This window comes from Paenibacillus spongiae, assembly GCF_024734895.1.
GTDB classification, from domain to species: Bacteria; Bacillota; Bacilli; order Paenibacillales; family Paenibacillaceae; genus Paenibacillus_Z; species Paenibacillus_Z spongiae.
The window spans coordinates 4374342-4398550 of sequence record NZ_CP091430.1; the positions used below are offsets into that span (position 1 = coordinate 4374342).

Annotated in this window: 19 protein-coding genes; 4 read left to right on the top strand and 15 right to left on the bottom strand. The window is 52.9% G+C overall.

Annotated elements, in window-relative coordinates:
• Positions 1–34 precede the first annotated feature (34 nt).
• The 14 genes from mutS to L1F29_RS19915 all read right to left on the bottom strand — a co-directional run bounded on the left by mutS (position 35) and on the right by L1F29_RS19915 (position 19540).
• A complete protein-coding gene (gene mutS / locus L1F29_RS19850; protein WP_258383792.1) occupies positions 35–2767 on the bottom strand; it encodes a DNA mismatch repair protein MutS in 2733 nt (910 codons plus the stop codon).
• Between the two features lie 521 nt (positions 2768–3288).
• Positions 3289–4737 (bottom strand): putative amidoligase domain-containing protein, encoded by a 1449-nt coding sequence (locus L1F29_RS19855; RefSeq protein WP_258383793.1) that lies wholly within the window; start codon positions 4735–4737, stop codon positions 3289–3291.
• 186 nt (positions 4738–4923) lie between these two features.
• Positions 4924–5481, bottom strand: a complete 558-nt coding sequence (locus L1F29_RS19860; RefSeq protein ID WP_258383794.1) for an outer spore coat protein CotE — start codon at positions 5479–5481, stop codon at positions 4924–4926.
• Positions 5482–5816: 335 nt separating this feature from the next.
• Positions 5817–8660 carry a right-handed parallel beta-helix repeat-containing protein gene (locus tag L1F29_RS19865; RefSeq protein WP_258383795.1) on the bottom strand — a complete coding sequence of 948 codons (2844 nt, stop codon included), beginning with the start codon at positions 8658–8660 and terminating at the stop codon, positions 5817–5819.
• 367 nt (positions 8661–9027) lie between these two features.
• Positions 9028–10161 (bottom strand): FtsW/RodA/SpoVE family cell cycle protein, encoded by a 1134-nt coding sequence (locus L1F29_RS19870; RefSeq protein ID WP_258383796.1) that lies wholly within the window; start codon positions 10159–10161, stop codon positions 9028–9030.
• 176 nt (positions 10162–10337) lie between these two features.
• Positions 10338–11330 carry an aromatic acid exporter family protein gene (locus tag L1F29_RS19875; RefSeq protein WP_258383797.1) on the bottom strand — a complete coding sequence of 331 codons (993 nt, stop codon included), beginning with the start codon at positions 11328–11330 and terminating at the stop codon, positions 10338–10340.
• A gap of 54 nt (positions 11331–11384) precedes the next feature.
• Positions 11385–12182 carry an ABC transporter permease gene (locus L1F29_RS19880; protein WP_258389744.1) on the bottom strand — a complete coding sequence of 266 codons (798 nt, stop codon included), beginning with the start codon at positions 12180–12182 and terminating at the stop codon, positions 11385–11387.
• Between the two features lie 115 nt (positions 12183–12297).
• The gene (locus L1F29_RS19885; protein WP_258383798.1) at positions 12298–13101 is read right to left on the bottom strand and encodes an ABC transporter ATP-binding protein; all 804 of its coding nucleotides are present in this window, start codon (positions 13099–13101) and stop codon (positions 12298–12300) included.
• Positions 13102–13133: 32 nt separating this feature from the next.
• Positions 13134–14135: an ABC transporter substrate-binding protein gene (locus L1F29_RS19890; protein WP_258383799.1), complete on the bottom strand. Its 1002-nt coding sequence runs from the start codon at positions 14133–14135 to the stop codon at positions 13134–13136.
• A 133-nt stretch (positions 14136–14268) separates the two neighbouring features.
• Entirely contained in the window at positions 14269–15501 is a 1233-nt protein-coding gene (locus tag L1F29_RS19895) for a beta-ketoacyl-[acyl-carrier-protein] synthase family protein (RefSeq protein WP_258383800.1), read from the bottom strand.
• On the bottom strand, positions 15494–15967 hold the full coding sequence (locus L1F29_RS19900; protein WP_258383801.1) for an SRPBCC family protein: 474 nt from the start codon (positions 15965–15967) through the stop codon (positions 15494–15496). The genes L1F29_RS19895 and L1F29_RS19900 overlap by 8 nt, the downstream gene beginning before the upstream one ends.
• Before the next feature lie 68 nt (positions 15968–16035).
• Complete coding sequence (locus tag L1F29_RS19905) at positions 16036–17169, bottom strand: NAD(P)/FAD-dependent oxidoreductase (protein ID WP_258383802.1); 1134 nt, start codon at positions 17167–17169, stop codon at positions 16036–16038.
• Entirely contained in the window at positions 17162–17866 is a 705-nt protein-coding gene (locus L1F29_RS19910; RefSeq protein ID WP_258383803.1) for a methyltransferase domain-containing protein, read from the bottom strand. Before L1F29_RS19910 ends, L1F29_RS19905 begins: the two co-directional genes overlap by 8 nt.
• Before the next feature lie 159 nt (positions 17867–18025).
• A complete protein-coding gene (locus L1F29_RS19915; protein ID WP_258383804.1) occupies positions 18026–19540 on the bottom strand; it encodes a carboxypeptidase M32 in 1515 nt (504 codons plus the stop codon).
• Positions 19541–19654: 114 nt separating this feature from the next.
• Here L1F29_RS19915 and L1F29_RS19920 point away from each other — a divergent pair, with 114 nt between their 5' ends.
• The 4 genes from L1F29_RS19920 (at position 19655) to L1F29_RS19935 (ending at position 22937) form a co-directional block, all read left to right on the top strand.
• A complete protein-coding gene (locus L1F29_RS19920; RefSeq protein WP_258383805.1) occupies positions 19655–19972 on the top strand; it encodes an iron-sulfur cluster biosynthesis family protein in 318 nt (105 codons plus the stop codon).
• A 168-nt stretch (positions 19973–20140) separates the two neighbouring features.
• Positions 20141–20569: a hypothetical protein gene (locus L1F29_RS19925; RefSeq protein WP_258383806.1), complete on the top strand. Its 429-nt coding sequence runs from the start codon at positions 20141–20143 to the stop codon at positions 20567–20569.
• 2 nt (positions 20570–20571) lie between these two features.
• The gene (locus tag L1F29_RS19930; protein WP_258383807.1) at positions 20572–20850 is read left to right on the top strand and encodes a YxcD family protein; all 279 of its coding nucleotides are present in this window, start codon (positions 20572–20574) and stop codon (positions 20848–20850) included.
• A 170-nt stretch (positions 20851–21020) separates the two neighbouring features.
• Positions 21021–22937, top strand: coding sequence for a glycosyl hydrolase family 18 protein (locus tag L1F29_RS19935; protein WP_258383808.1), 1917 nt, complete (start codon positions 21021–21023; stop codon positions 22935–22937).
• 89 nt (positions 22938–23026) lie between these two features.
• On the opposite strand, the gene L1F29_RS19940 is transcribed toward L1F29_RS19935, so the two are convergent.
• Positions 23027–24007, bottom strand: coding sequence for an alpha/beta hydrolase (locus L1F29_RS19940; protein ID WP_258383809.1), 981 nt, complete (start codon positions 24005–24007; stop codon positions 23027–23029).
• Between the last annotated feature and the right edge of the window lie 202 nt (positions 24008–24209).

The window sequence follows — 24209 nt, forward strand, 5'->3', positions numbered from 1 at the left end:
GCGCGCCCTCCTCTCCCTGACCATGATTTCATCCTTATTTGTCGTCTTGCAGCTTCAGCTTCATATCGTTAAGCCACTGCATTGCCTGCATGGGCGTTAAATTAAACAGATCGAGACGCTTCAGCTGATCGGCAAGCATCTCGGCCTTCGGGCTTGCTTTGCGAACCTTCGCCGGTTCCGGCCGAGGATCTTCGAAGATCGACAGCTGCACGACTTCCATGTCGCGAGGCGAGGCATCAGATGTTGGGATCGTATTATCATTAGATTCATAGGCAGCCGAAGCTTCCTTCGCCGCAAGCGCGGTTTCGTCGATAGGCACCGGGATGCGAGCAGAATCGCTGCCATTGGCGGCAGCGTCCATGCTTGTGTGCCTCTTCTGCGGCTGTTCAAGCGTCTCCAGCAGCGTATAGGCTCGCTTGATGATGCCCTGCGGCAAACCGGCCAGCTGAGCGCAGTAGATGCCATAACTGCTCCCCGCTGCACCCGGCACCAGCTTGCGGAGGAACGTTACATTGTCCCCCGTCTCCTGAACGGCCATGCAGGCGTTGGCTAGCGAAGGGAGCGTCTCCTCCAGATGAGCAAGCTCGTGAAAATGCGTCGAGACAAGCGCCTTGCAGCCCACATCGTGATGGACGAATTCAATAACCGCCTGTGCGATCGCCATCCCTTCGGCTGTAGAAGTACCGCGCCCCAGCTCGTCGATGATGACGAGGCTCTGGCTGGTTGCTTTCTCCGTCATGGTCTGAATGTCCTTCATCTCGACCATGAAGGTGCTCTGGCCGCCTATCAGGTCGTCTGCGGCTCCGATTCGCGTAAAGATGCGGTCGATTAACGGCACGACAGCCTTCTTCGCCGGAACGAAGCAGCCGATCTGAGCAAGGATGCAAATGAGCGCCACCTGCCTCATATACGTACTCTTGCCGGCCATATTCGGCCCGGTAATGAGCAGCATCGAGTATTCATCGCGCGTCAGCGATGTGCTGTTCGCTATGAAGGGAGCTCCTTCCAATACGGCTTCGACAACCGGATGGCGCCCTTCGTCGACGATGAAGTCGTAGGAAGCCGTGACCTCGGGCTTCACGAAACGCTGCTCCGCGCTGACTGCGGCCAGAGACTGGTAAACATCGAGCGTAGCAACGGTCTCCGCCAGCTTCTGCAAGCGGTGAAGATGCGCGGACAGATGATCTCTCAGCTCGACGAAACGCGCGTATTCCAGATCGACCATTTTTTCTTCCGCTTCAAGAATAAGCCGTTCCTTCTCCTTGAGCTCCGGCGTTACGTAACGCTCGGCATTGGCCAGCGTCTGTTTGCGTTCATACCGCCCTTCGGGAAGCATATGTAAATTCGCTTTGGATACTTCCAAGTAATAACCGAACACTTTGTTGTAACCGATCTTGAGCGACTTGATCCCCGTTGCCTCGCGTTCCTGACGTTCCAGATCGGCCAGCCACTTCTTGCCGCTGACGCTTGCTTCGCGCAGCTGGTCCAGATATTCGTCGTAGCCCGGCTTGATCAGCCCGCCTTCGCGGACGGACACGGGCGGCTCTTCGACAATAACCGTTTCAATCTTATCGGCGATGTCGGAGCAATCATCGACGCCTTCGACCAGTGCCCGCAGCGTGGTGGAATTCGAGCCTTCGCAAAGCGAAGCTAAAGCCGGAATATGCTGCAGCGATGTCTTCAGCGCATTCATATCGCGGCCGTTAGCCGTGCCGAACGCCACGCGTCCGACCAACCGTTCCAGGTCGTAAATCTCCGCCAGCTCATTACGAAGCTCATCGCGCAATATCAAATCGCGATACAGCTTGTCCACGGCCTCCAGCCGTTCGTCAATCGGCGACTTGGCCAATAGCGGCTTATCGATCCAACGCCTCAGCTGACGGGCGCCCATGGACGTTTTTGTCCGGTCGAGAAGCCATAAGAGCGAGCCTTTCTTGCTCCGGTCGCGTACCGTCTCGGTTAACTCCAAATTTCGCCGCGTGAACGGATCGAGAATCATGTATTGGTTAGGCTCGTATGTACGGATTTGCCTCACATGGCTTAGCGAACGTTTCTGCGTTTCATCCAGATACCCGGTCAGTAGACTGACTGCCCGCTCGCGAATGGGGTCAAGCGGCTTTAACTGCTGCTCCTCGAATTGCTGGGCCAGCTTACCGGCATCCATAGGTGTGCGCGCCGTGAACAGAACCGGTCGATTCCAAGCTGCGGCCAGCGGCTTAATGAGCTCGAGCACGTCATCGTCGCCAACGATCTCCGCCGGATGATAGACGTTGATCTCGTCGGACAGCACATCGATAGCCCGGGTGAAGGAGGTTACATAGAGCTCCCCTGTGGTCAAATCGCAAGCTGCAAGACCGAATACTCCGTTACCGCCGGCGACAGCGACAATAAAGTTGTTTGCCTTGTCCGACACGGACTTGGTTTCCATCACCGTGCCTGGCGTGACGACGCGAATAATTTCGCGGCGTACGACGCCTTTGGCAGCTGCCGGATCCTCTACCTGCTCGCATATGGCAACCTTGTAGCCTTTATCGATCAATCGTGAAATATATCCTTCCGCCGCATGATACGGGATGCCGCACATCGGGATGCGGGATTCTCCGCCGCCTTCACGGCCGGTTAAAGTAATTTCGAGCTCGCGCGATGCGAGAATCGCATCATCGAAAAACATTTCATAAAAATCGCCCAACCGAAAGAACAGAAAAGCGTCCTTCGCTTCTTCCTTTATGGCAAGATACTGCTGTATCATCGGGGTATATGCTGCCATGCCGCCCCTCCTACTTCAAATTAACGTACGAATCCGTCTAAACACCAGAATTTCATTATAGCAGAAAATACTGGCGAGTTGCAGGAACATCAGACACCCCCACATTGGAAAAATAATCATTGTACGTTTCCATTATCCTGAAGCTGATTATCAGAAGTGTACGGGAGCTGGCGGTCATCCATAAGGCTGCATAGTAAGAAACATATGAGAGGCGCGTCTAAGCATGGAGGGAGACGTCGTTTAGTGATGAGGTATCAATTTGGCTGGATGGAGTGCTTGGGGGCTCGTTCCGCGGATAAGCTATTGCATTAAGCATGGGTTGGAGATGCGTTAGACGGTATCATAGATCCGGATTGGCTGGTGTTGAGACATACGGTATGAAGCTCTGGGACCGGTAACCGCTCCCGTGGGTGTAACACCTTTTTGGGGTCTTACAGCTGACCAGGCATGCCGATCCGGTCGCTGTTAGACCTTTTTTGGGCGTTACAGCCGCCCACATATCGCATACCCGCGTTAGCGCTTCAATCATAAGGTGGTATGCGCCACTTGATGCGGATGTCTGCCCGCTCATCCCATTGATCGCCGCGGGCGATCGCGTTCAAGTAGGGTTCGACCCACGAACGGAGGTCCCGCCATGAGGAGGTAGCGCTCATGGCCTGTACGAGCGGGTCGATGCAAGCGCTCAGCTTCGTCCGGTCGCCTGCATAATAAGCCTCCACGAATGGTTCCTCGAGTGAAGGAAGATAATCGAGAGTCTCCGTTTCTAACGCGCACAACAAAGTTAGCGCGAGTGCAGCTTTCGTCGCCATGGGAGATACGAGCCAGCTTGGCAAGGTACGGTACTCGAATCCCCCATGAGGCTGCTTGCGAAAATCGCCAAGTGCGCCGTAGCGAGGGCGGCGCAAACGATCATTCGCCGATTCCGCCAGCGAGAGCGGGAATGCGACATAGCTGTCCAGCTGATGCAGGAGTCGAGTCGTGAACGGAACTCCGCTCACATGGATGTGACCGCCGAGGGCGAATCCCTTCACTGGCATCCCACCGGCCAGCCATCGAAGCGAGGGATCGGTTACGCGAGACGAGGTATGGAGCAGCAGCTGGCGGATATTGGCCGCGAGTCTGCCCGGCGAGGCTGCCGGTGCGGGGCGTAGCTCCGCAATGGGATAACGTACGCGTCCTCCGATGACGACCGCATCGCAGCCGCTTCCGTGTCCTCCTTCCAGATAACGCGAAGCGGATACGACCTTCCCCGTGTCAGCAACAAACAGAAATTCCGGGTCTGCACCAATTAGAATCCCAGAACCGGCTGCTTCATCAGTGGAAATCGTCTTTCTCCGTTTCCGCCACTCATCACTAAACCTCCTCAACGCCACGTTCCATATGGTACCCGATCTCAATTCTCTTTCATCCGGCAGACGGACCGCGGTTACGGCACATGTGCCGTCTGCCAGAACGACAGCTTCAACAATCCCGCAATGCAAGCCTGCAGCGTATAAAGCTCGGACAGCGAGCCTACCCGCACGGCGGAAGAGAGGTTCATCCTCCAGCAGCTCCCGGCCGGAACTTAATCCACTCCCGTTGATGGTGGACGGTAGAAGTTCGATACTGACCGGTTCAAGTTGAAATATACGCACGATCAGTCGTCTGCGGCTGCTCCAGCTTCGCGTTTGTACTTGTCTTACAGACCTTGAACCGGCCCCCTGTTCCCCATCCGACATTGTCACACCTGCGCGCCGCAGCCGGTAACGGAGCACAGCCTGCTCCATGTCAGCAAATCCGATTGCGCCTCCGTTAAGCAGCAGAGGCTCTCCGTGATCGCGCCAACCCTGCGGCAGAGGGACCGGTCCCCACACGACAACCGCATCCTCCAGCGACGGAATTCCGTCTACCCATGCGAGAGGGTTCGGGGCTCCTATCCCCCTATCCGCACCCCATACCCAGACCGTTCCGCCCATTGCCCTCACCGCCATTATGGATTTCCCCGCCAACTGCGTGCATTGCCGTCATGGAGACATCGGTCGATGAAACATCCGATTGCCGTCCGGCAAGCCTGCCCGGACGCATGCATGAATTTTTCGAAAAAAAAGAGGGCTCCCGCCCTCGAATTCCGCACTGATCCCGCATACGATACTGTACGCTGACTGTAGCCCTTGATTTTACAGATCGTCGTCGAGCAAATCCGGATCCAAATCTTCAAAATCACCGTCGCCGTAGTCGATGTCCTTACCGTCCAGATCATCGATACCGCCAGGAAATACGGCGACGCATACCTTCGTCTCAGCAATCATTTCCACCGCGAATTCGCGCTCTACCCGAATGACGACACTCGATCCGCTCGAAGAAATATTCGCTTCGATACAATTCGGCTCTTGCGTCGACTCGGCCGACACTTCTTCCGTCGAAGACCGGTGCTTCGGATCGATGTAAGAAAGCGGCACATGCTCGACGTAAGAGAGCGTTTCTTTTGCTACGTCGGTTTGCGAGTTTTTGTTGTAAGAATACCAAATGTTGATATCGTAAGTACCGATTACTTCAACTCCATCGCCAGAACGGACCGCTTCATATTGGTGGTTTATGATCCATGCGCCCAAGATGCTGGTGGGATGGTGAGGCGGCGTAACTGTGTGGGTTACTGTGGAAAACTTACGACCTTTGCCGCAGACAGCTTTCGTTATAATCTCTCTACGTTGAAGCTGTTTATCTGCAATAGTCATCGATTTAACCTCCTCCATACAATCATTCAATTAAAGTGTATGCAGGACATAGGCATTTGTTGATTAATCTAAGATGAACAAATATATATTGTTCCGCGCACGTTGGATTTGCTGGTTTTCCCGCTATTACAGCCGCTTTCGAGAGCTATGAAAGCGAATGTTCGCAGGAAGAATGCAAGCATGATCCGCCCCGATAAAAAGAGTGCCGCTCATTAGGCACGGCACTCGCGATAGACCTATGACGCACTTGCGTGAGGTTCATTCTAACGCGCGGTGCTTTTATTTTCTGCTTCCTTTTGCACAAAGCCCTGAACCTTTATGCCTTGGATCTCCGCTTACCGCAGCTTCACAACCGTCACGTTAACCGTTGCCGCTGCTGCATGTGTAACCTTAACCGTATTCGCACTCATAATATTGACTATAGGCTGAAGAATCGCAGTACCTGACGTTACCAATACATAGGGCTCCAACGTATTCAAATTATGCGAGATCGTGGCTGAGAAGAAGGCGCCGTCCGCTGCAAGAGCAGCCGTCTGTTTGTATTTATACGAATCATCGTAACCAATAAACTTATCTAGGTCAGGAGCGGGAAACGCTATATTCGTCACTGTATTGTCTGCCATGACAAGCTTCAATATCGGATTCTTCGAGTTGTAATAGCCTATCGTTAAAGGAATGCTGCCCGTGTAGCGGAGCTGACATTGGCGGACAATGATTGACCACAGGTTGGGATTGACCGTTATGTTGGAAAATGCAAGCCGGATGAAGGTTGAATTGTTGATCGTGATTTTGCATCTTTCCAATATCGTAACGTTATTGACCGTGTTGGACTCATTTCTCACCAAATGGTCGAGCGTAATCGAGACGATCTCGCAATTCACGACACGCATGACAGCTGTTTCTAATGGCTGATTGGTGATGATCGTCATCGTTCTCGTATCGATAAGGACAGAATCTTGAATCGTAACCGTATGCCCCTTGATCGCATTAACGGTATAGTTGGTCATCAAGCAATTATTGAAGACACAGGAAGCGACCAGCACGTCCTCGCTCTTCATAACCCCGTTGCGGCCCGAGAGTCGTGCGCTGAAATTGGTAAAGACACAATCCTTGATCTCATAAACTTTAAAGTTGACCTGAAACTGTGCCGTGTTATCCGACCAAAAGATGCAATCCCGGATCCTATTGAAAGTCAGTGTAGGCATAACTGCCGAATAATAGCTCGTGTAGCGGATTTGATTCTTTATGAAGAGGTAGTTCTCATTGTCCGGAATAGTGATATTCGATACATCAATAAAGGTGTTGTTCTGCAGGATCGCGGAATACCCGTCAGGCGAAGATACCGTGAATCCGCTCGTCCCTCCGATCACTACATTGTCCTCTATTACCACGGTTGCATTCTTGAAGCGCGAAGTCATGAGCCCTAGCGCCAACCCGCACTTGTACAAGAAATTACCCTGCACACGTGCATTGAACATGGTGTACAAATTTATGCCCATTACCGGAACGTTGTACACGTGATTGCCTGTAATCTCGATGGAATAGCATCCGACCAGGATTCCTTGATTGCTTCCATAGATGAGGTTATCGCGGATAATGCAACGATCCCCGTATGCATCTTCTTGATTAATTCCATAGGCTGTCGGATCGTTGAATCCGGGCCGCCCGTCGAGAAACGTGTAGTTGGATTTGCCATTGTCCCGTATTACATTATTGGCAATCACATTATAGGATCCGCCGCCGGTAATCCCTCCACGATGCGAATCATGGATATCGTTATATTCAATCGAACAATGATTCGTAGGAGCGCCGAAGTTGATGCAGATGTCGAATACTTTATTCACATCCGTCTCCTCGTAATACTTGATGCGATACTTCCTGGCGTTGATCGGGACAGAGATCGGCGTGTAAATGCGTTTGTTGCGAGCCGCGCCAATGTATTGGTCTGTAGATGTGTAGAAGAAGATATCCATCTCTTTAGAATTCGTATTCAACTGACGGGTATACCCTGTGCCGGTTACCATGATCGTATTGTCCGGGACAACAGCAGGAAGCGGCAGATGCTTCGAAATCAACGTATTCGTAGAAGCAATGGGCAAACCAGTCGCGTAATCAAGGTTCTGCAGGGTGAGACCTTGAGCGAATTCAACGTACGAGTTTTCCGTCGAGTTAATAATCGTAACGCCATCGCCCATGTAATGACCGATATCCGAGTTGCGAAGCGAGCAGAACTGGGCCCCCTTCGTGAACATTACGCCGTAAGATTGTTCATAAGCGCGTTCATTCGGGCTGGCAAAGCTCCTCTTCAAACGGCAGCCAATTAGCTTCAGGTTAACGATATGAGCATGTTTGCAATTGCGGAATGAGAAGCTTATGCCGCCAAAGTTGTAGTAGTCGGTGGTTACCCGCGTATCGAATGGCGATTTGTTATCCGAATCATAGATGACATCAAACACGGCGCCATTCGCGTTAAATGTCATATAGCTCGGTATCATAATCGTGGTGGGGTAACATAACGGATATACATCGACAGGCATGACTACCTCGGTGTAGCCTTCTGTCCGCGCCCAATTCAAAGCATTCTGAAGTCCGATCACGTTTGCCATTGCCCTGTAATAATCAGCGGTAACGTAAGGCGGTACCGGCATTCCGGCTGTTATACCCCAACGCGAAAGCTCAACAACGTATGCGCTCGAAGAAGACGCTATAAGAGCCTTATTCTTCCAGATTCCACTTTCATTAATTAACGCATCGCCGTCAGACAAATTAGCGATCTCCACATCGTTAATTTCCCCGATATACGTAATTGCGCCATCTGACCCGGGATCCCCTTTATCACCCTTATCCCCTTTGTCTCCTTTGTCCCCCTTCGCACCAGCCGCACCTTGCGCTCCTGGAACATTACAGCCACTGCCTTCACAGGGCGGAAGCGCCGTCCCGATTGACGCAAGCTGCAGAAGCCGCCTATATGCGGCATTATGCGTCGTCCCTGGTGTCCGTATCGCTGTTTCTGTCAATGAAATCTCGGAAAGTCCAACGATCAACAATTGGATATCGGTCGATTCGTTGTACAATTGCTGCAGATCTTCCGGAATCCCTTCCATGTATAGCGTGTACTTAGACAGACCCTGGTCCACTATTGTAGGGCCCAAGTAAATACGGGTTGCTGTCGTTTCCATATTAACAACTCCTTCCTGCTCGTTTTTATGCTGCATTCGACGAAACGTCCGCCGGCCGGACGGCTGCTTCGATTTATGCCAAAATGTCATTGTTGCCGATAGGAAGCGCATACAAGCTGCATCCTTTGCTATACCCGTGCCCGCGCTTGGGGTGGGTGTTCGTCATTGTCGTACATATGAGGCGCATTCTACTTCATATGCACGATAGATTCGATACGCTTGTATGTTTGTCTACTAGAGTTGAGATAACGCCCGCTTTAATCTATCGCCCAACAGGAAAAACACCCCCTCAAGAATGCGAGGCGGGCGTTCCATGATTCGATCCTATTGCTGAAATTGGCTGCGGCTGCAGGGATTGTACCGCGGTCTACAGCCGAACCAGCTTGTTTGGATGTGTTTTTACACTTAACACAAGGCCGATTGCGATCATATTCGTCAGTAAAGAACTACCGCCGTAACTGATGAACGGAAGCGCTATCCCCGTAAGAGGAAGCAAACCGATGTGCATGCCGATATTCTCGAACGCCTGGAGCACAAACATGCAAATAATGCCGACAATCATATAGGGGCCTGACAAATGCTTGCTTTCTACTGAAATAAGAACCATACGATAGATGAGGCCAAAATAGAGCAGCAGCAGCACGGCGGAGCCCAAGAAGCCGAACTCTTCCCCGATCACGACATAGATGGAATCGGAGTATGCATAAGGTATAAAGCCGTTCTGGATATAGAAACCATTCATAAAGCCTTTCCCCTGCATAATACCGCTTCCTATGGCATTCTTCGAATTGACGACATGCCATGCCTTATCCGGATCGCTTGCAGGATCGAGGAAGGTTTGGATTCTGGCGATCTGATGCGGTTTCACAACCTTGGACAAGGTATCCTTATCCGAATAATACATGCAGATTACCGAGCCGATCGTCAACGCGCCGATTAACAGGGCGATGAGCATATGGGCGGCTCGAATGTTTCCCATCCAGATCATGCCGATCATCATGCCAACAAAGACTATCGATGTCCCCAGGTCAGGCTGCTTCAGAATAAATAGAACAGGAATCAGGAATACAAGGCATATCGGTACAATGTCTTGAATGATCCGAAGCTTCTTGCCGTTACGCTTGTGCAGCAAATGTGCGGCTAATATGATCGTCGATAATTTTGCAAGCTCGGACGGTTGTATTTGTACGCTTCCGATTTCCAGCCACCGTTCGGCTCCATTAATATCCGTCCCCTTAAACATGACAAGTACAAGCGTTAGAACACCTAATCCATATAGCAGATAAGCGAGCTTATCAACGATTATCCGGTAATCGATAACACTTAGCATTAAAAGCGGAACAAACAGTACGCTTGCCAATATCATGTTGCTGCTATGCAGTCCCTCGTACTTTGTACCTGCGGCAGCACTATATATCGCTACTGTGCCGATCCCGATTAAACAAGCTACGATTAGAATAATAACGACATCAATTTGTTTGAACTTCCGAAAGCTGAACATAAGAAACCTCGCCATTCCTCCGTATTCACTTAAGCAAGAGATCGTCGCACATAATAAAAAAGCTCTCTCGGAAGAGAGCTTTCTGTCCTCGGTCATTTTTGCGATACCATAATTTTTGATCTCCATTATTAAGCTGCGCTTATAAAGACGACATTCAAGGATATAAAGTCTGCATTTTACAAGGATTGTTCATGGATCATGACAGTTTGGCGTGTTTTATGCTTTTTCCACCGCTTGGCGATCGCCAGACAGCGATCCAGCTCCTGCATGACATGCAGGAGAGCGGCACGAATTTCGAACTCCTCACGGGTGGCGGGGAGATCCATGCCGCGGAAGCGCGCCTCCAGCTCGCTTAAGCTCCGTTCCACATTCCCTTCGTAGACATCGGATTTCACATCATGGGCCAGATGATCGAATAACTCGGCAACGAGCTCCCCATGCGGAAGCTTCTCGTAGACGAAGGATAGCTGAACAAGCATCAGTTGGATGGAATCCATCTGTTGGCGGCGCATTTCAAAATAAGTCTGCCAATACCTAAGCGTGCTCATATCTTGACCCCACAGCCGGTTCTCCATCTTCACATCCGCCCGGCGGAGTCCTTCTTCAATCGCATCGCCCGCTTCAAGCAGCTCTTCCCCGTTCCATACAAGCGCCGGATTGCGAAGCGTCTTCGCCATTTGTTCGAACATCTCGCCAAACTTCTGCTCGGTCAGATGCCTCAGCTCGTCGAGCCGCTTGTCTTCCTTCGGCATATAGAGCAGATTAATGACCGTTGCCCAGCCCAGGCCTGTCAGCAGCAGCATAATTTCATTGCCGATCAATGCGGCGGTAACTTCGCCCTTCGCATAAATATGAAAAACGATAACCGCGCTTGTAACGATGCCATCCTTCAAATAGACGCGGGACAGCAGCGGGAACGCGATCAGAATAAACAAGGATACGGTCCATAGATGAAAGCCGAAGAGGGCAAATAGGATCGAGGCAAAAAAAAGCCCCAGCACGGAAGCTGCGAAGCGGGCCAAGGCGCTCTTGATCCCTTTCATCCGCGTGACTTCAACGCCGAGAATAGCAAGCAGCCCGGCTGACAGTGGCGGCTCCAAGCCCATATAAGTAGCGGTATAAAGCGCGGCTAGCGCGGCCAGCGCCGTTTTGACGACACGTATTCCCATTGTCAGGTTACCTTTCCCCGGACCCTCGCGCGGACATTCGGTTTTCCCTCTATCCTACCGTTCCGGCCGTCTGCGAGTCAACCGGCGCTCCAGCGCCGCAACGATCTGGTACATGACCGTAGCCACGACAGCGATCACGAGCAGGCTCGACAATACGATCGTAAAGTTGAATACTTGGAAGCCATATATGATGAGGTACCCCAAACCCGATTTCGATGTCAAAAATTCGCCGACAATGACGCCGACCCATGCAAGCCCGACGTTGACTTTCAAGGTCGATACGATCGTTTCGAACGAATCCGGCAAAATGACGTGACGGAACGTCTGCCAGCGGGTTCCGCCAAACAAACGGACAACCTTGATGTAGCCGGCATCGACTTCGCGGAACCGGTTATAGATCGAAAGTGTGGTGATGATGACCGTTACGGACAAGGTCGTGGCGACAATCGCCATAAGCCCGGGTCCGAAGCCGACGATGAACAGCGGACCCAAGGCGACCTTCGGCATACTGTTCAGTACGACGAGATACGGGTCCAATACGCGCGATACGAAGGGGAACCACCAGAGCAGTGCAGCGAATGCCGTGCCCAACAGCGTACCGAGCACGAAGCCGACCGCTGTTTCCATCACGGTAACGCCCGTATGAGGCAGCAAGGATCCATCCAGCAGCGAACCCCACAGCTGATCGATCAGCTTGCTGGGATAGCTGAACAATAAGACGTCGATCCACCTATTTCGTCCGGCAGCCTCCCATAGACCGAAGAAGAGGATCAACAGCAAGCCTTGCGTCAGCCGGACGGCCCATGCCGTACGACGGGATCTGGCCTGATGATGGCGATAGAGCGACGACATCCAATCCGCATTGGAGATGAAGATCCTGGCCCGATCCGGGTCGGAAGAATCCGATGCTTGCAGCAAATGCTCTGCGACGGGTCTGTCTGCCGGTTTTCCATTGTCATGATCGTCGTTAGACTTCATCCTCATCACCCGTCTCCTCCCCTTTCTCTCGACCGGACTCGAGCGTCTCCCATATTTGATCGTACATATGCTGAAACGATGGATGCCTCCTGGCTTCGGTCGGCAGTGCCGCTCTCATCGCCTCCGGCATATCGAAGCGGGTCAGAATCCGGCCCGGATTGCGGGCGAGAACGATAACGCTGTCGCTCATCGCTGCCGCCTCGGCCAAATCATGCGTAACCAGCACGGCCGTCTTCCCCCGGCTGCGCAGCGTTTGCCATACGAGATCCTCCAGCTGGAGCTTGATTTGCATATCCAAGGAAGAGAACGGCTCGTCAAGCAGCAGGACGTCCGGTTCCGTCGCGAGGGTGCGGGCCAGTGCGACCCGCTGCCTCATGCCGCCGGACAGCTCAAACGGCATGCGGTTCTCGGCTGCGTCAAGCCCTAGTTCATGGAGCAGCGAGCGCACGAAAGCGATCCCCTCCGCCGTTTTCCTGCCGCCGAGCTCCAGACCGATGGCCGCGTTGTCCAAGATACTGCGCCAGGGGAACAGATAGTCCTGCTGCAGCATGTAGCCGACTTTCGCCGATGGTTTTCTGATAGATTCCCCGCCGATCCGTACTTCACCCTTCGACGGCAAGAGCAAGCCGGCCAGAAGGCTGAGCACTGTCGTTTTGCCGCAGCCGCTGGGTCCGACCAGACTGACGAATTGACCGCGGCCGACAGACAGGTCAAGTCCTTCGACCGCCAGATTGGCGCCTTGATCGCCCACATAAACATGGGAAACTCCCACCAGCTCTAACAGCGGCTCCACCTTAGCTCCTCCTTCCCACAGCTAGAAATTCGTTACTTCAGCACCTTTTCCGCAAAGGTGTTATTAACCAGCTTCCCGTGCTCGGCTCTTGTCTTCAGTTCCCCGGCCGACTCCATAACATCCTGCAGATTATTCCACTCCGCTTCATCCACGATTGGATCGGTTGCGTACGACCCCTGCTGCTTGTAGCGGTCGATGACCTTGACGACAATGTCGCGCTCCGCATCCGGGAAGAAGGGAAGGACGACGTCGGCGATTTCTTCTGCGCTGTGATCTTGAACCCACTTCTGGGCAGCGAATACGGCGTTCGTAAATTTTTGAACCGTATCTTTATTCTTGTCGATGTAGCTTTCCTTGGCCATGAATACCGTATAAGGCAGCTTGCCGCTCTCTGTTCCGAACGAGGCGATGACATGCCCCTTGCCTTCCTTCTCCATAATGGAAGCCTGCGGCTCGAACAGCTGGACATATTCACCCGTACCCGAGGCGAAGGCGGCCGGTATGTTGGCGAACTCGACGTTCTGGATGAGCGTCAAATCCTTCTGCGGATCGATTCCATACTTCTTGAGCGTAAATTCGCCGGCCATCTGCGGCATTCCGCCCTTTCTCTGTCCCAGGAACACTTTCCCTTTCAAGCTGTTCCAGTCGAAATCCCCAATCTCTTCCCGGGATACGAGGAACGTGCCGTCGGTTTGCGTAAGCTGGGCAAAATTAATGATTGGATCATCCGAGCCCTGCTGATAGACATAAATCGATGTCTCCGACCCGACCAGAGCCACATCGATCCCGCCGGACAGCAAAGCCGTCATTGTCTTGTCGCCTCCGGCCGTCGTGGTCAGCTCCACCTCCAGGCCTTCCTTCTTGAACATGTCTTTGGCTATCGCCACATATTGCGGGGCGTAGAAAAGTGATCGCGTCACTTCGCCAATCCGCACCTTAACGGTATCCTTGTTTCCCCCGCCTCCGCAGCCTGCTGCCAAGACAGCCAGCATCACAGCCGCCAACGCAGCCGCCAACCATCGTCTCCTGAGCATGTACATAACCTCTACTTTCCACTTGATAGGAATACTACAGCCTATGCAGGAAATAGAAAGGACGTTCATTCCAAACAGGGATGAACGTCCTTCTTGTAAGCATTATTCACGATGTTGGTCTGCATGGCGGGAGTTACACTCGCCGAAAAACTAGCGTGGCGTTAATGCCGCCGAAGCCGTAGGAATTGGACAGCGCCGCGTCCGCTTGAACGGAACGCCCATCGCCCGTGATCAGATCCAGCTGCGCTTGCGGATCCGGGTCTTCCAAATTCGTCGTCGGAGGAAGCCAGCCGTCACTTAACGACATGCAAGTTATCGCCGCTTCAATCGCACCCGAGGCGCCGAGCGGATGGCCATACAGCCCTTTCGTCCCGCTGACGGCGACCGGACGGCTGCCGAACACGCTGCGGATGACCAGCGACTCCGTCACATCGTTCAGCAGCGTCGACGAGCCATGAGCGTTAATGTATCCGACATCATCCGGCGACATATCCGCATCCGCCAGCGCTTGCCGCAGCGCTCTCGACGCCTGGGAGCCGCAGGGGAGCGGCGCGCTCATATGGTGAGCATCATTGCTCACGCTGAAGCCTCCAACCTCCGCAAGAATCGTTGCTCCTCTCGCCTTGGCATGCGCTTCGTCCTCGATGACGAGCACGGCGGCGCCTTCACCCATCACGAAGCCGTCACGGTTGCGGTCGAATGGCCGGCTTGCCCGCCCAGGCGCTTCATTGCGCGTCGACATGGCGCGCAGCATGTCGAACGCGCCGAAGGAGAGCGGCGACAGCGGCGCCTCCGCGCCTCCTGCCAGAATAAAATCGGCTTCGCCCCTGCGGATGGATTGAAGCGCGCGGCCGATCGCAACCGCGCCCGAAGCGCAGGACATCGAATTGGTCTCATTCGGTCCGTTGAAACCGAAGGCCATCGCCATGTTGCAGGAAGCCGCCCCTCCGAATACCGAGAAGCCCAAGGTAGGCGAAACCGACCGGTACCCGCCGGTATAATATTGTCCGCACTGCTCTTCGGCGAATGCGATACCGCCCAGCGCGCTGCCCATAAAGATGCCGACGCGTTCTTGCTCCGCATTCTCGGGACGGATGCCGGCATGCTCCAGAGCCAGTGAACCGGCCGCCACGGATAGCTGCGAGTACCTGTCCATCCGATGCGCACGCTTCTTGTCCATGTATTGGATGGGATCGAAATCCGTTACTTGTGCGGCAATCCGGCTGCGGAGCCCCTCGGCTGTGAAACGGTCGATGCTGCGCACGGCGCTCTCGCTTTTCTTGACTCCGTCCCACATGGCCTGTACCCCTGTTCCGATCGGCGTCACACAGCCGATACCCGTCACGACCGCTCTCCGGTCACCCATAAGCCGCCGCCTCCCTCTGTCGTTCCGCAGCTTGCTTTAGCCCCTGCAAGGTTTGATCGGCAATAAAGTGAACGAATACAGGACCGATCACCCGCGCCGCAACAATCCGTCCGACCTGCGGCTGCTCCCATTCATGAACGATGCTGACCTTCGTCATACCGGAAGAAGCAGGCTCAAGCTTCCATTCGACCTGCATGCCGCGGGTAATCCCCTTTACATGCCGATAGCGGATCCGTAATAATTGCGCATCGACCTCCATCTCGCTCATCCACCATACCGGCCAGCTCACTTTGTCGAAGCGTCGGTAAGCCGCCATCTCGACAAGACCGCCTTCGCCGCTATTTCCTTCAATGAAGCGCACCTTTCGGTAGTGCTGCAGATGCTGCGGCCACCGGTCGACCATTCGGGCGAAACGGAAGGCGTCTTCCGGCGAACATTGCAAGTCGATTTCATTATAAGTACGCATTTCGTCAACTACTCCTTTCTTCAATCGGTTCTGAAGTTATCTTCTGCCGTCCGTGTGTTGCATCTCGATCAGCAATCGCCTATGACAGCCGCCAATTTCGACCTTAAGCCTTGATTCACGGATATGCAGCGCAATGCGCTATGAAACAGCAGCGGATGTCCCGTGCCGTACTGGATGAAGCGCTGGAGCCTCGTGCCCCTGGCGAATTCCTGCTTCAACAGTCTGTCATACGCATACAAGGGGAGCTCCGAATTTCTGCAGAGCGCTTCCAGCAGAAGGGGAGCAGCCAGCTCCGCCATCCGCAGGGCACGGTAGATGCCTTGACCGGTCAGCGGATCATAATAGCCCGCTGCGTCGCCGACGAGCAGTACTCCGCTGCCTGCCGCAGGCGCATTCGGCCGATCGAATGGTCCGCATGCGATCAGATCATCCTCGAAGCTTATCTTCCCCATCCGGCTTGCCAATCTCGGCAGCTGCTGTATCGCCTCACGGACAAACTCGGATTTGCGTCCGGACGCGAGGCCTGCTCGCGACCCGGACGTCCCGATGGTCATATTGGCCAATCCTTCCCCGACCGGCGCGAGCCCGACAACCAAATCGGGCTGCAGGTGCAGCTCTATGATCGGCTCCAGATGCTCCACCCCCGAGACATGGACCGTGAAGGCGGCTTTGCGAAGCTTGCCAAACCGGTTCAAGCCTGCTGCCCGTGCTACGACGGAACCTAAACCGTCCGCACCGACGACGAAGCGGGAAGCTGCCGAAAATTCCGAACCGGTGATTGTGCGTCCATAGACTCCGCCTATTTTCCCATTATCGTAAAGCAGCCCTTTCACGCGCGCGCCTTCCTCGATTCTCGCACCTGCCTTGACGGCTTCGCGAACCAGCCAGTCGTCCAGCAGCGACCTTGGGCACGCAACTCCCGCCGTCCGGTTCGGATATTGGGCTTCAAGTATCGTCTTTCCATAATGAAGCCGCCAGCCGTGGATCGGCTCGGACCGGCAGCTGATTCCGTCCATAAGACCCAGCCCCACCCGCTGCAGCAGCTGCATCGCACCCGGATTGAGCGCTTCGCCGCATGGCTTGCGCCGAGGGTGAACGGACGCCTCAAGCATCACGACCTTTATCCCAAGCTTTGCCAGCAGCAGCGACAGCATGCTTCCGGCTGGACCGGATCCGACAATCGCAATATCTGCCTCAAGCACGTCCGATCATCGCCAATCGGAATGGAAAATGTTTGCGCACCTCCGCCTGTAAACCTGCACGCGCAAGCAGCTCGCCGGCTTCCTTCGCGGTAAATGAACGCAAGACGGACAATGGGCCGTCATGCCGGGTAACCGGACTCCGCCAGACGAATCGCGCAAGCAGCTTCGCCGCTCCGTATGCGGCAGGATGCCGCTGCAAATCGGTCACGATCCAGCCGATTCGGGCCACTCTTCTCATCTCCTGCAGCATCCGGACCGCTCCGTCCTCGTCCATATGATGCAAGGCGAGGTTGCTGAAGACGATATCGAAGCTGCCGTCCTCATACGGGAGCTGCCTTCCATCGCCGGTATCAATACGAATGGCACGCGCCTCTTTCGTTCGATCGGCGGCAAGCTGAACAATTCGCGGGTGGATGTCGATGCCCGTTACCGTAATGTGCAGCTGGCGGCTTTCGGCCCATCTGACGATCGCGAGCGGAATATCCGCAAGCCCCGTCGCGACATCAAGTATGCGAATCGGGCGATCGGGCTCCGCCTCTCTGATCAGTCTCTTCAGATGAACGAACAACGCCGGATTGCCGCCCAAATAGCGGTTTACCTGCCATACTTCCTTCAGGCTGTGCTCCAATTCCGCACTATCGACACTGTCTTCTCCATCGATGCCATCGAGCAGTTCTTTCTTCATTAATCGATTCATATAGGGTCGTCCTCCTTTGCGAAGCATTCTATCCGCTAAGAAGCGCTTTCCTTTATCGTTATATTTTTCCTGTCGTTTTATCCAACATCGCCGAAAAAAAGACGACCTCGAGGCTTCATTGCCTCAAGGTCGTCTCATATGTAACTATTCCATTTAAGTTTACAGCTTGTAAATGTCTTTATATTTCCGTTCCAGATACGTTACGAGATGATCCGGATCCAGCGGTTTGCCCGTAATATCGGTAATCAGCTCCGATGGCGTACGAAGCATGCCGTACTTATACACTTTGTCCGTCAACCAATCCTTCAGCGGATGAAGATTACCCTTTCCGACCAGCTCCCACATGTCAGGCAGCTCTTTCTCCATCTGGTCCGTTATTTGCGCCGCGTACATGTTTCCAAGCGAGTACGAAGGGAAGTAACCGAAGGCGCCTCCTGACCAGTGAACGTCCTGCAGCACGCCTTCGCTGTCATTCTCCGGCGTAATGCCGAGATACTCCTTATACTTCTCGTTCCAGAGCGCCGGAAGATCGGCTGCTTTCGCGCCTTCATTGAAGATAAGCTTCTCCATCTCATAACGGATAATAATATGCAAATTGTATGTCAATTCATCCGCTTCGATGCGAATGAAAGAAGGCTGTACGACGTTGGTCGCACGGTAGAAATCGTCGACCGATACGTTCAGCTGGCCGGGGAACATCTGCTGCAGATCGCCGTAATACCGGTTCCAGAACGGTCTGCTGCGGCCGATGACATTCTCCCAGAAGCGTGATTGCGACTCATGAATGCCCATCGAGGTGCCTGTGCATAATGTCGTATTCGTGAGCTCTTTCATAATATTCTGTTCATACAGCGCATGGCCGCCTTCATGAATCGTACCGAACAGTGCGCTGAGCACATCATCTTCCAGATAACGCGTCGTAATCCGGACGTCTCCCGGATTCAACCCGGTCGCGAACGGATGAGCGCTCTCATCCAGACGGCCAGCCGCAAAGTCGAAGCCCATCTGCTCCAGGATGTACAGGCTGAACTTCTTCTGGGCTTCCTTCGCATAGGTCTGCTTCAGGAAGCTCTGATCCGGCTGATGCGGCGATGCTGCGATTGCGGCGGCAAGCGGAACCAGCTTTTCTCTTAAGCCGCCGAATATCCGGTCCAGCTCAGCCGTCGTCATTCCCGGCTCATAGGCATCAAGGAGCGTATCGTAGCGGGTGGCGCCTGGCCCCCAAAGGTCGATGAACTGATTCTGATAGGTAATGATTTTGTCCAGGTATGGCTGGAACGAGTGATAATCGCTCTTCTCCTTGGCTTCCTCCCAGAACGTCTCGGCTTGCGTCGTCAAGACGACATATTCCTGATGCAGCTTCTCCGGAATCTTGACGGCGCGGTCGTAATCCTTGCGCGTCTGCTTCAACAATCTCCGGTCGATCTCGCCTAGCTGCTCCTTCTCGCCGGAATTCTCCAGGATGGATAGCCATTCTCCCAGCTCCGGAGCCGTCTGCAGCTTGAACAGCTGGCCGGATAATATGCCTATCGCCTCCGAGCGGGGTTCCAATCCCTTGCGGGGGGCACCGGTGCGCAAGTCCCAATAGAGAACGCCGAGCGCTTCCTCATAGCTCTTGATCTGACCAATCCGTTCGCGGAACGATTGCAGAACCTCTTTCGTGCTTGTCGTCACTTATTAACTCCACCTTTCGCATGTAGGCTCTCGTGCCTTCTACTTGATACTACATTTTGCAAATCGTATAATCAACTTTATTGATTCCTCAGCGAGCAGATAAGGAGAGATTCGATGCATTTTACATTCACGTCTACTGCGGTAGAACAGTTGTCCGGATATTTAAAAGATGGGGAACGGAGCTTGAAGCTGCTCTACGATACGGAAGGCTGCGGCTGCGCCGTCAGCGGCGTACCTTCGCTTCAGCTTGTTGCTGAACCGGCTGAGGGAGATACGCTAGGTACGGGCGATCCCTACAATGTCTGGTATGAGCCGCGCTATGAAGTTTTTTTCGATCCCGAATTGAAGATCGATTTCGACCCGTCACGCAATGCGTTCAGCTTGAAAAGCGATAATCAAATCTATACCGTCCACATGCGTCTGCTGACATAAAAGGCCGATTTGGGAGGGTCTAGTATCGCGATCATCTCAATTATGCCTATCTCCCGAAAAAAAACTATTTTTTACGAATGAAATTTGAAACCTTGGATGATCTTAAACGTAATTGTACAGGAAGGTAGTGCACTTTACTCGTACTCATTACAGGAGGAGAACCAGAAGATGAAAAAAGGGTTGATGTTTGTCATGGCTTTCGTACTCTTCTTCGCGGTAACCGCGGGAACGGTCGACGCGAAGCCAAGAGGCGGAATCAAGTCGCCTAAGAAAAGCTTCACACAGACACCTAACAAGTCGCAGGATAATGTAAACGCAAGCAACCCGGGCACGAAGTCCCCTGGCGCGACGGCAGGCACGACGCAGAAGCGCGGATTCAACAGCGGCGGCGGATTTCTGAAGGGTATGATGATCGGCGGACTGGCAGGCATGCTGTTCGGAAGCATGTTCGCAGGAATGGGCTTCATGGGCAATATCCTCGGCCTGCTCGTTAACTTGTTCGCGATTTTCATGCTGATCGTCGCCATTCGCGGCATATTCATGTATTTCAAGAATCGCCGCAAGCCGCATACGCCGAATGACCGGGGTCGTTACTAATAATGCGCATACACACTGACGAGATTATTAATGCGGTTTGCCTTCATATGGCTGAGCGCAGAGGCGTCTCGCCATCCGATGTAGAGGTTCAGCTGGCCTGGGAAGAAGAATACGGCTTCACCGCCGAGGTTTGGGTCCAGGGCAGAAGCCAATATCTGGTGGAGTCCAATCTGCTGGAGGCTATTGAGCAATACATGTATAAAGAATACAATCGGCGAGTATTCCGCTCCCAAATCACGATCGATGCGGATGAGGATTTCTGGGCAGATATCGAAGATTAATAGAGAATAGAACGAGCATGGAGCAACCTCCGTGCTCGTTTTTTTTTTACCCGTCCAGCTTCCATTCGTTTAAATGTGGTAAATTGCGGTAATTGCCGAAATGGCGAAACCTCTCTCCTACTCTAGCGTCTAACCGTAGTGATACTAGAGAGGAGAGTGATTTGAGGCACATGCGGATCAAATGGAGTTTGATGATCGCGCTCATTCTGGCCTTGCAAGCCGGCTTGGCGACCTCGGGGACGGCGAATGCCGGAAGTGCGGATCGCGTCACACAATATCGCGTCTATCAGAACGATAAGCCGCTGAAAGAATTCGCAAGCGAGGCGCAGGCGCTCGCCTATGCGAAGAGCTTCGCTTACAGCCATGTCGAGAAGATCGAAGGTCGAGTATGGATGTGGGATAACTTCCCCCGCTACAAAGTTTATGAAGGCGGTTACTCCACGGACAGCCGGGAATTCCGCACCTTGGCAGAAGCAAGGACGTTTGCGAAGAAGCTGCGTTTTGCGCAAATACGCGACCTGCAGCAGCCGGGCTGGGTGGAAGGTACATATCCGAAATATCAGCTCTACCAAGGGGATAAGACGCTCCCGCAATGGAGCTTCGCTACGATCGCCGAGGCCAAGAAGGCCGCAAAGTTCTACACCAATATGCATCTGATCGAACTGGCGACGAATCAATGGGTGTGGGATAACCTGACCGCTGCACAGAAGAATGACCAGCGAGCGGCCACACCCGTATATGACTTAACCGTCAACGGCGAATCGAGAGGCGGCACCAAATACTCGTTCCTGCTGGACGCGATTCGGGAATCCGCTCCGGTTGCAGGCAGCGCTGTGGTGAATACGGCGACTGGCCGGACCGTACATCAAAACACGCCGCCATTTACCGTGCTGCAAAATGGCAAGAAGGTCCGCTCCTTCTACAGCTTGGGCAGCGCCATCCCATATGCCAAGTCGTTCGCATCGGCTTCCATCGTCAAGGACGGGGCAGCCTGGTGGACGAACGTCCCCTACTTGACGGTGACACAGGGCAATCGTAAGCTCGGTCAATACCATACCCGCAAAGCGGCAGTTGCGAAGGCATCGGCCTACTCCGGCTCGGTGGTGACGACGGATAGCGGCCGCGCAATCTGGAATAATAAGTCGAAGCTCCGTTATCTGGCCTGGAACGGTACGTCAAGCAGCCCGACCATCGAATCGCAGGTCGCGCAGACGCAAGGACTCGATATCGACTCGCCGACCTGGTTCGTACTAAGCTCGGCAGACGGCACGCTGACGGATCGTTCCGATCCCGCGCTTGTCGAGACCATGCGCAAGGCGGGCATTCAGGTCATGCCTCTCGTTCACAATCAGTTCGATAGTGCCATGACGAGCGCGTTCCTTCGCAATTCAGCTGCGAAGTCGAAGTTCATATCGTCGCTTGTCGGAAGACTTGTTGAGCTTAAAGTACCTGGAATCAACCTGGATTTCGAAGGTCTGGCAGGCGGAGACCGGGGGCTGTACACCTCCTTCGTCCGCGACTTCACCAAGGCCGCTCATCAGAAAGGCTTGACCGTATCGATCGATCTGCCGCGCGGCGATGTCAGCTGGGATCATAAAACCGCTTATGATCATGCGGCGCTTGCGGACATTGTCGATATGATTATGATCATGGCTTATGATCAGCACTGGCAGGGCAGCGATCGAGCCGGCTCCGTCGGCGGCCTTCGCTGGGTCGAGGACGGCGTGAAGCAGTTTCTTGCCTACGGCATTCCCCGAAACAAGCTCATGCTCGGCATTCCATTCTACGTACGGGAATGGCGGATCGACGGTAACGGAAGGCTCGTCGATAACAAAGCGATTCTGATGAAGAATATTCCTGCAATCATTCAAAATAACGGAGCTAAAGGCGTTCTTGACCCTGTATCGGGTCAAATGAAATATACGTATTATAAAGACGGGTATGCGCATGTATTCTGGGCAGAGACGGCTGCCACTGTGAAGGCGCGGATCGCGATTGCCAAGAAATACGATCTTGCCGGCATCGCGATCTGGCGGCTCGGTTATGAAAGCGCAGATCTATGGACGATGATGCTGCAGCAGAAATAACGGGATTTGAAATATTTGAAATTAACGAGCAAGGCAGTCATGAAGCGCAAACGATGCGTTCAAATGACTGCCTTGTGTTTTTCAGTGTCTTATTTTATTTCTTCCATAAATCCCCTAAAGTTTTCAACGATTTCTTTTGATTTGGTATGGTGTAAATAGTGACTTCCTTCAAATGTTATCATTTTCCCATGTACAGAATCTTTGATTTGCTCTTCGTGTAAGGATACCCAATCTTCCCTGTCTGTATTATTTGCTTGTACAAATAAAAGAAGAGGAAGATCTTTGGGGAATGTTAAATGTTCAGCCGCCTTAAAATTTGGATAAAGATTTTCCAATTCATTCAACATCGTGTTATTAAACATGTTTTTGTGCGTAAACAAAATCATTTGTTCTTTTGTTTCATCATCATATGGCATTCCAGCATATGGATCAGCATCAAATTTCAATGTCAATCTGGCGAGACCTGATTCTTTGAAAAATTTAAAGGTTCTTAATGGTAATTCAACATCCATACCGCCTTGCGATGGAACACTGGTATCGATCCCGACAAATGCACTCACTTCGTTTGGATATTTATTCACATAATCGAGTCCGTAAATGCCTGCAATGGAGTGGCCCATTAGAATAAATCGGTCAATATTAAGCTGCTGGATAGCTTCATGAATTTCACTTACAATATTTTCAGTGCTTCGTTCCTTGTCGGTTCTATCGCTCAATCCATAACCGAAAGGCTCAACCACGACTACTTTGTAAAACGGAGACAGCTCTTCTATGAGCGGCTTAAAATCAAGCGCTGGTGCCGCTGTTCCTTGACCAGGCAGGAGCACGATTGTTTCTTCGCCTTTTCCTTGAATCAAAACATTCATGTTTTTCCCATCTACAGGCACAAATTGACCATAGGACTGTATTTTGCCTTGCTCTGATTTGCTGCTGATCTTATCAATTAGAAAGACAATGGCTAGAAATACTATTATTGCTATTACTAACACTGCCATTGATTTAAGTATAATGTTAAGCACTTTTTTCATTTTACTAGCTGGTTTTCTACTCGTTGTCGTATCCGCCTTCATCTTCGTACCCTCTTGTATGTTCACTCGCATCTTCTCCTGTCGCTATCTATATGTTGGACTGCCTTAACGGTCCGTTAAGGAGAGCTTACACGACGAAGATGTACTCTCTATGACGACAATATGAACTGAATATGAACGAGTGAAAAAGAATGCTGCGGCATCACATGCAAGGATGCTTGCACTAATGCCGCAGCATGGAGAA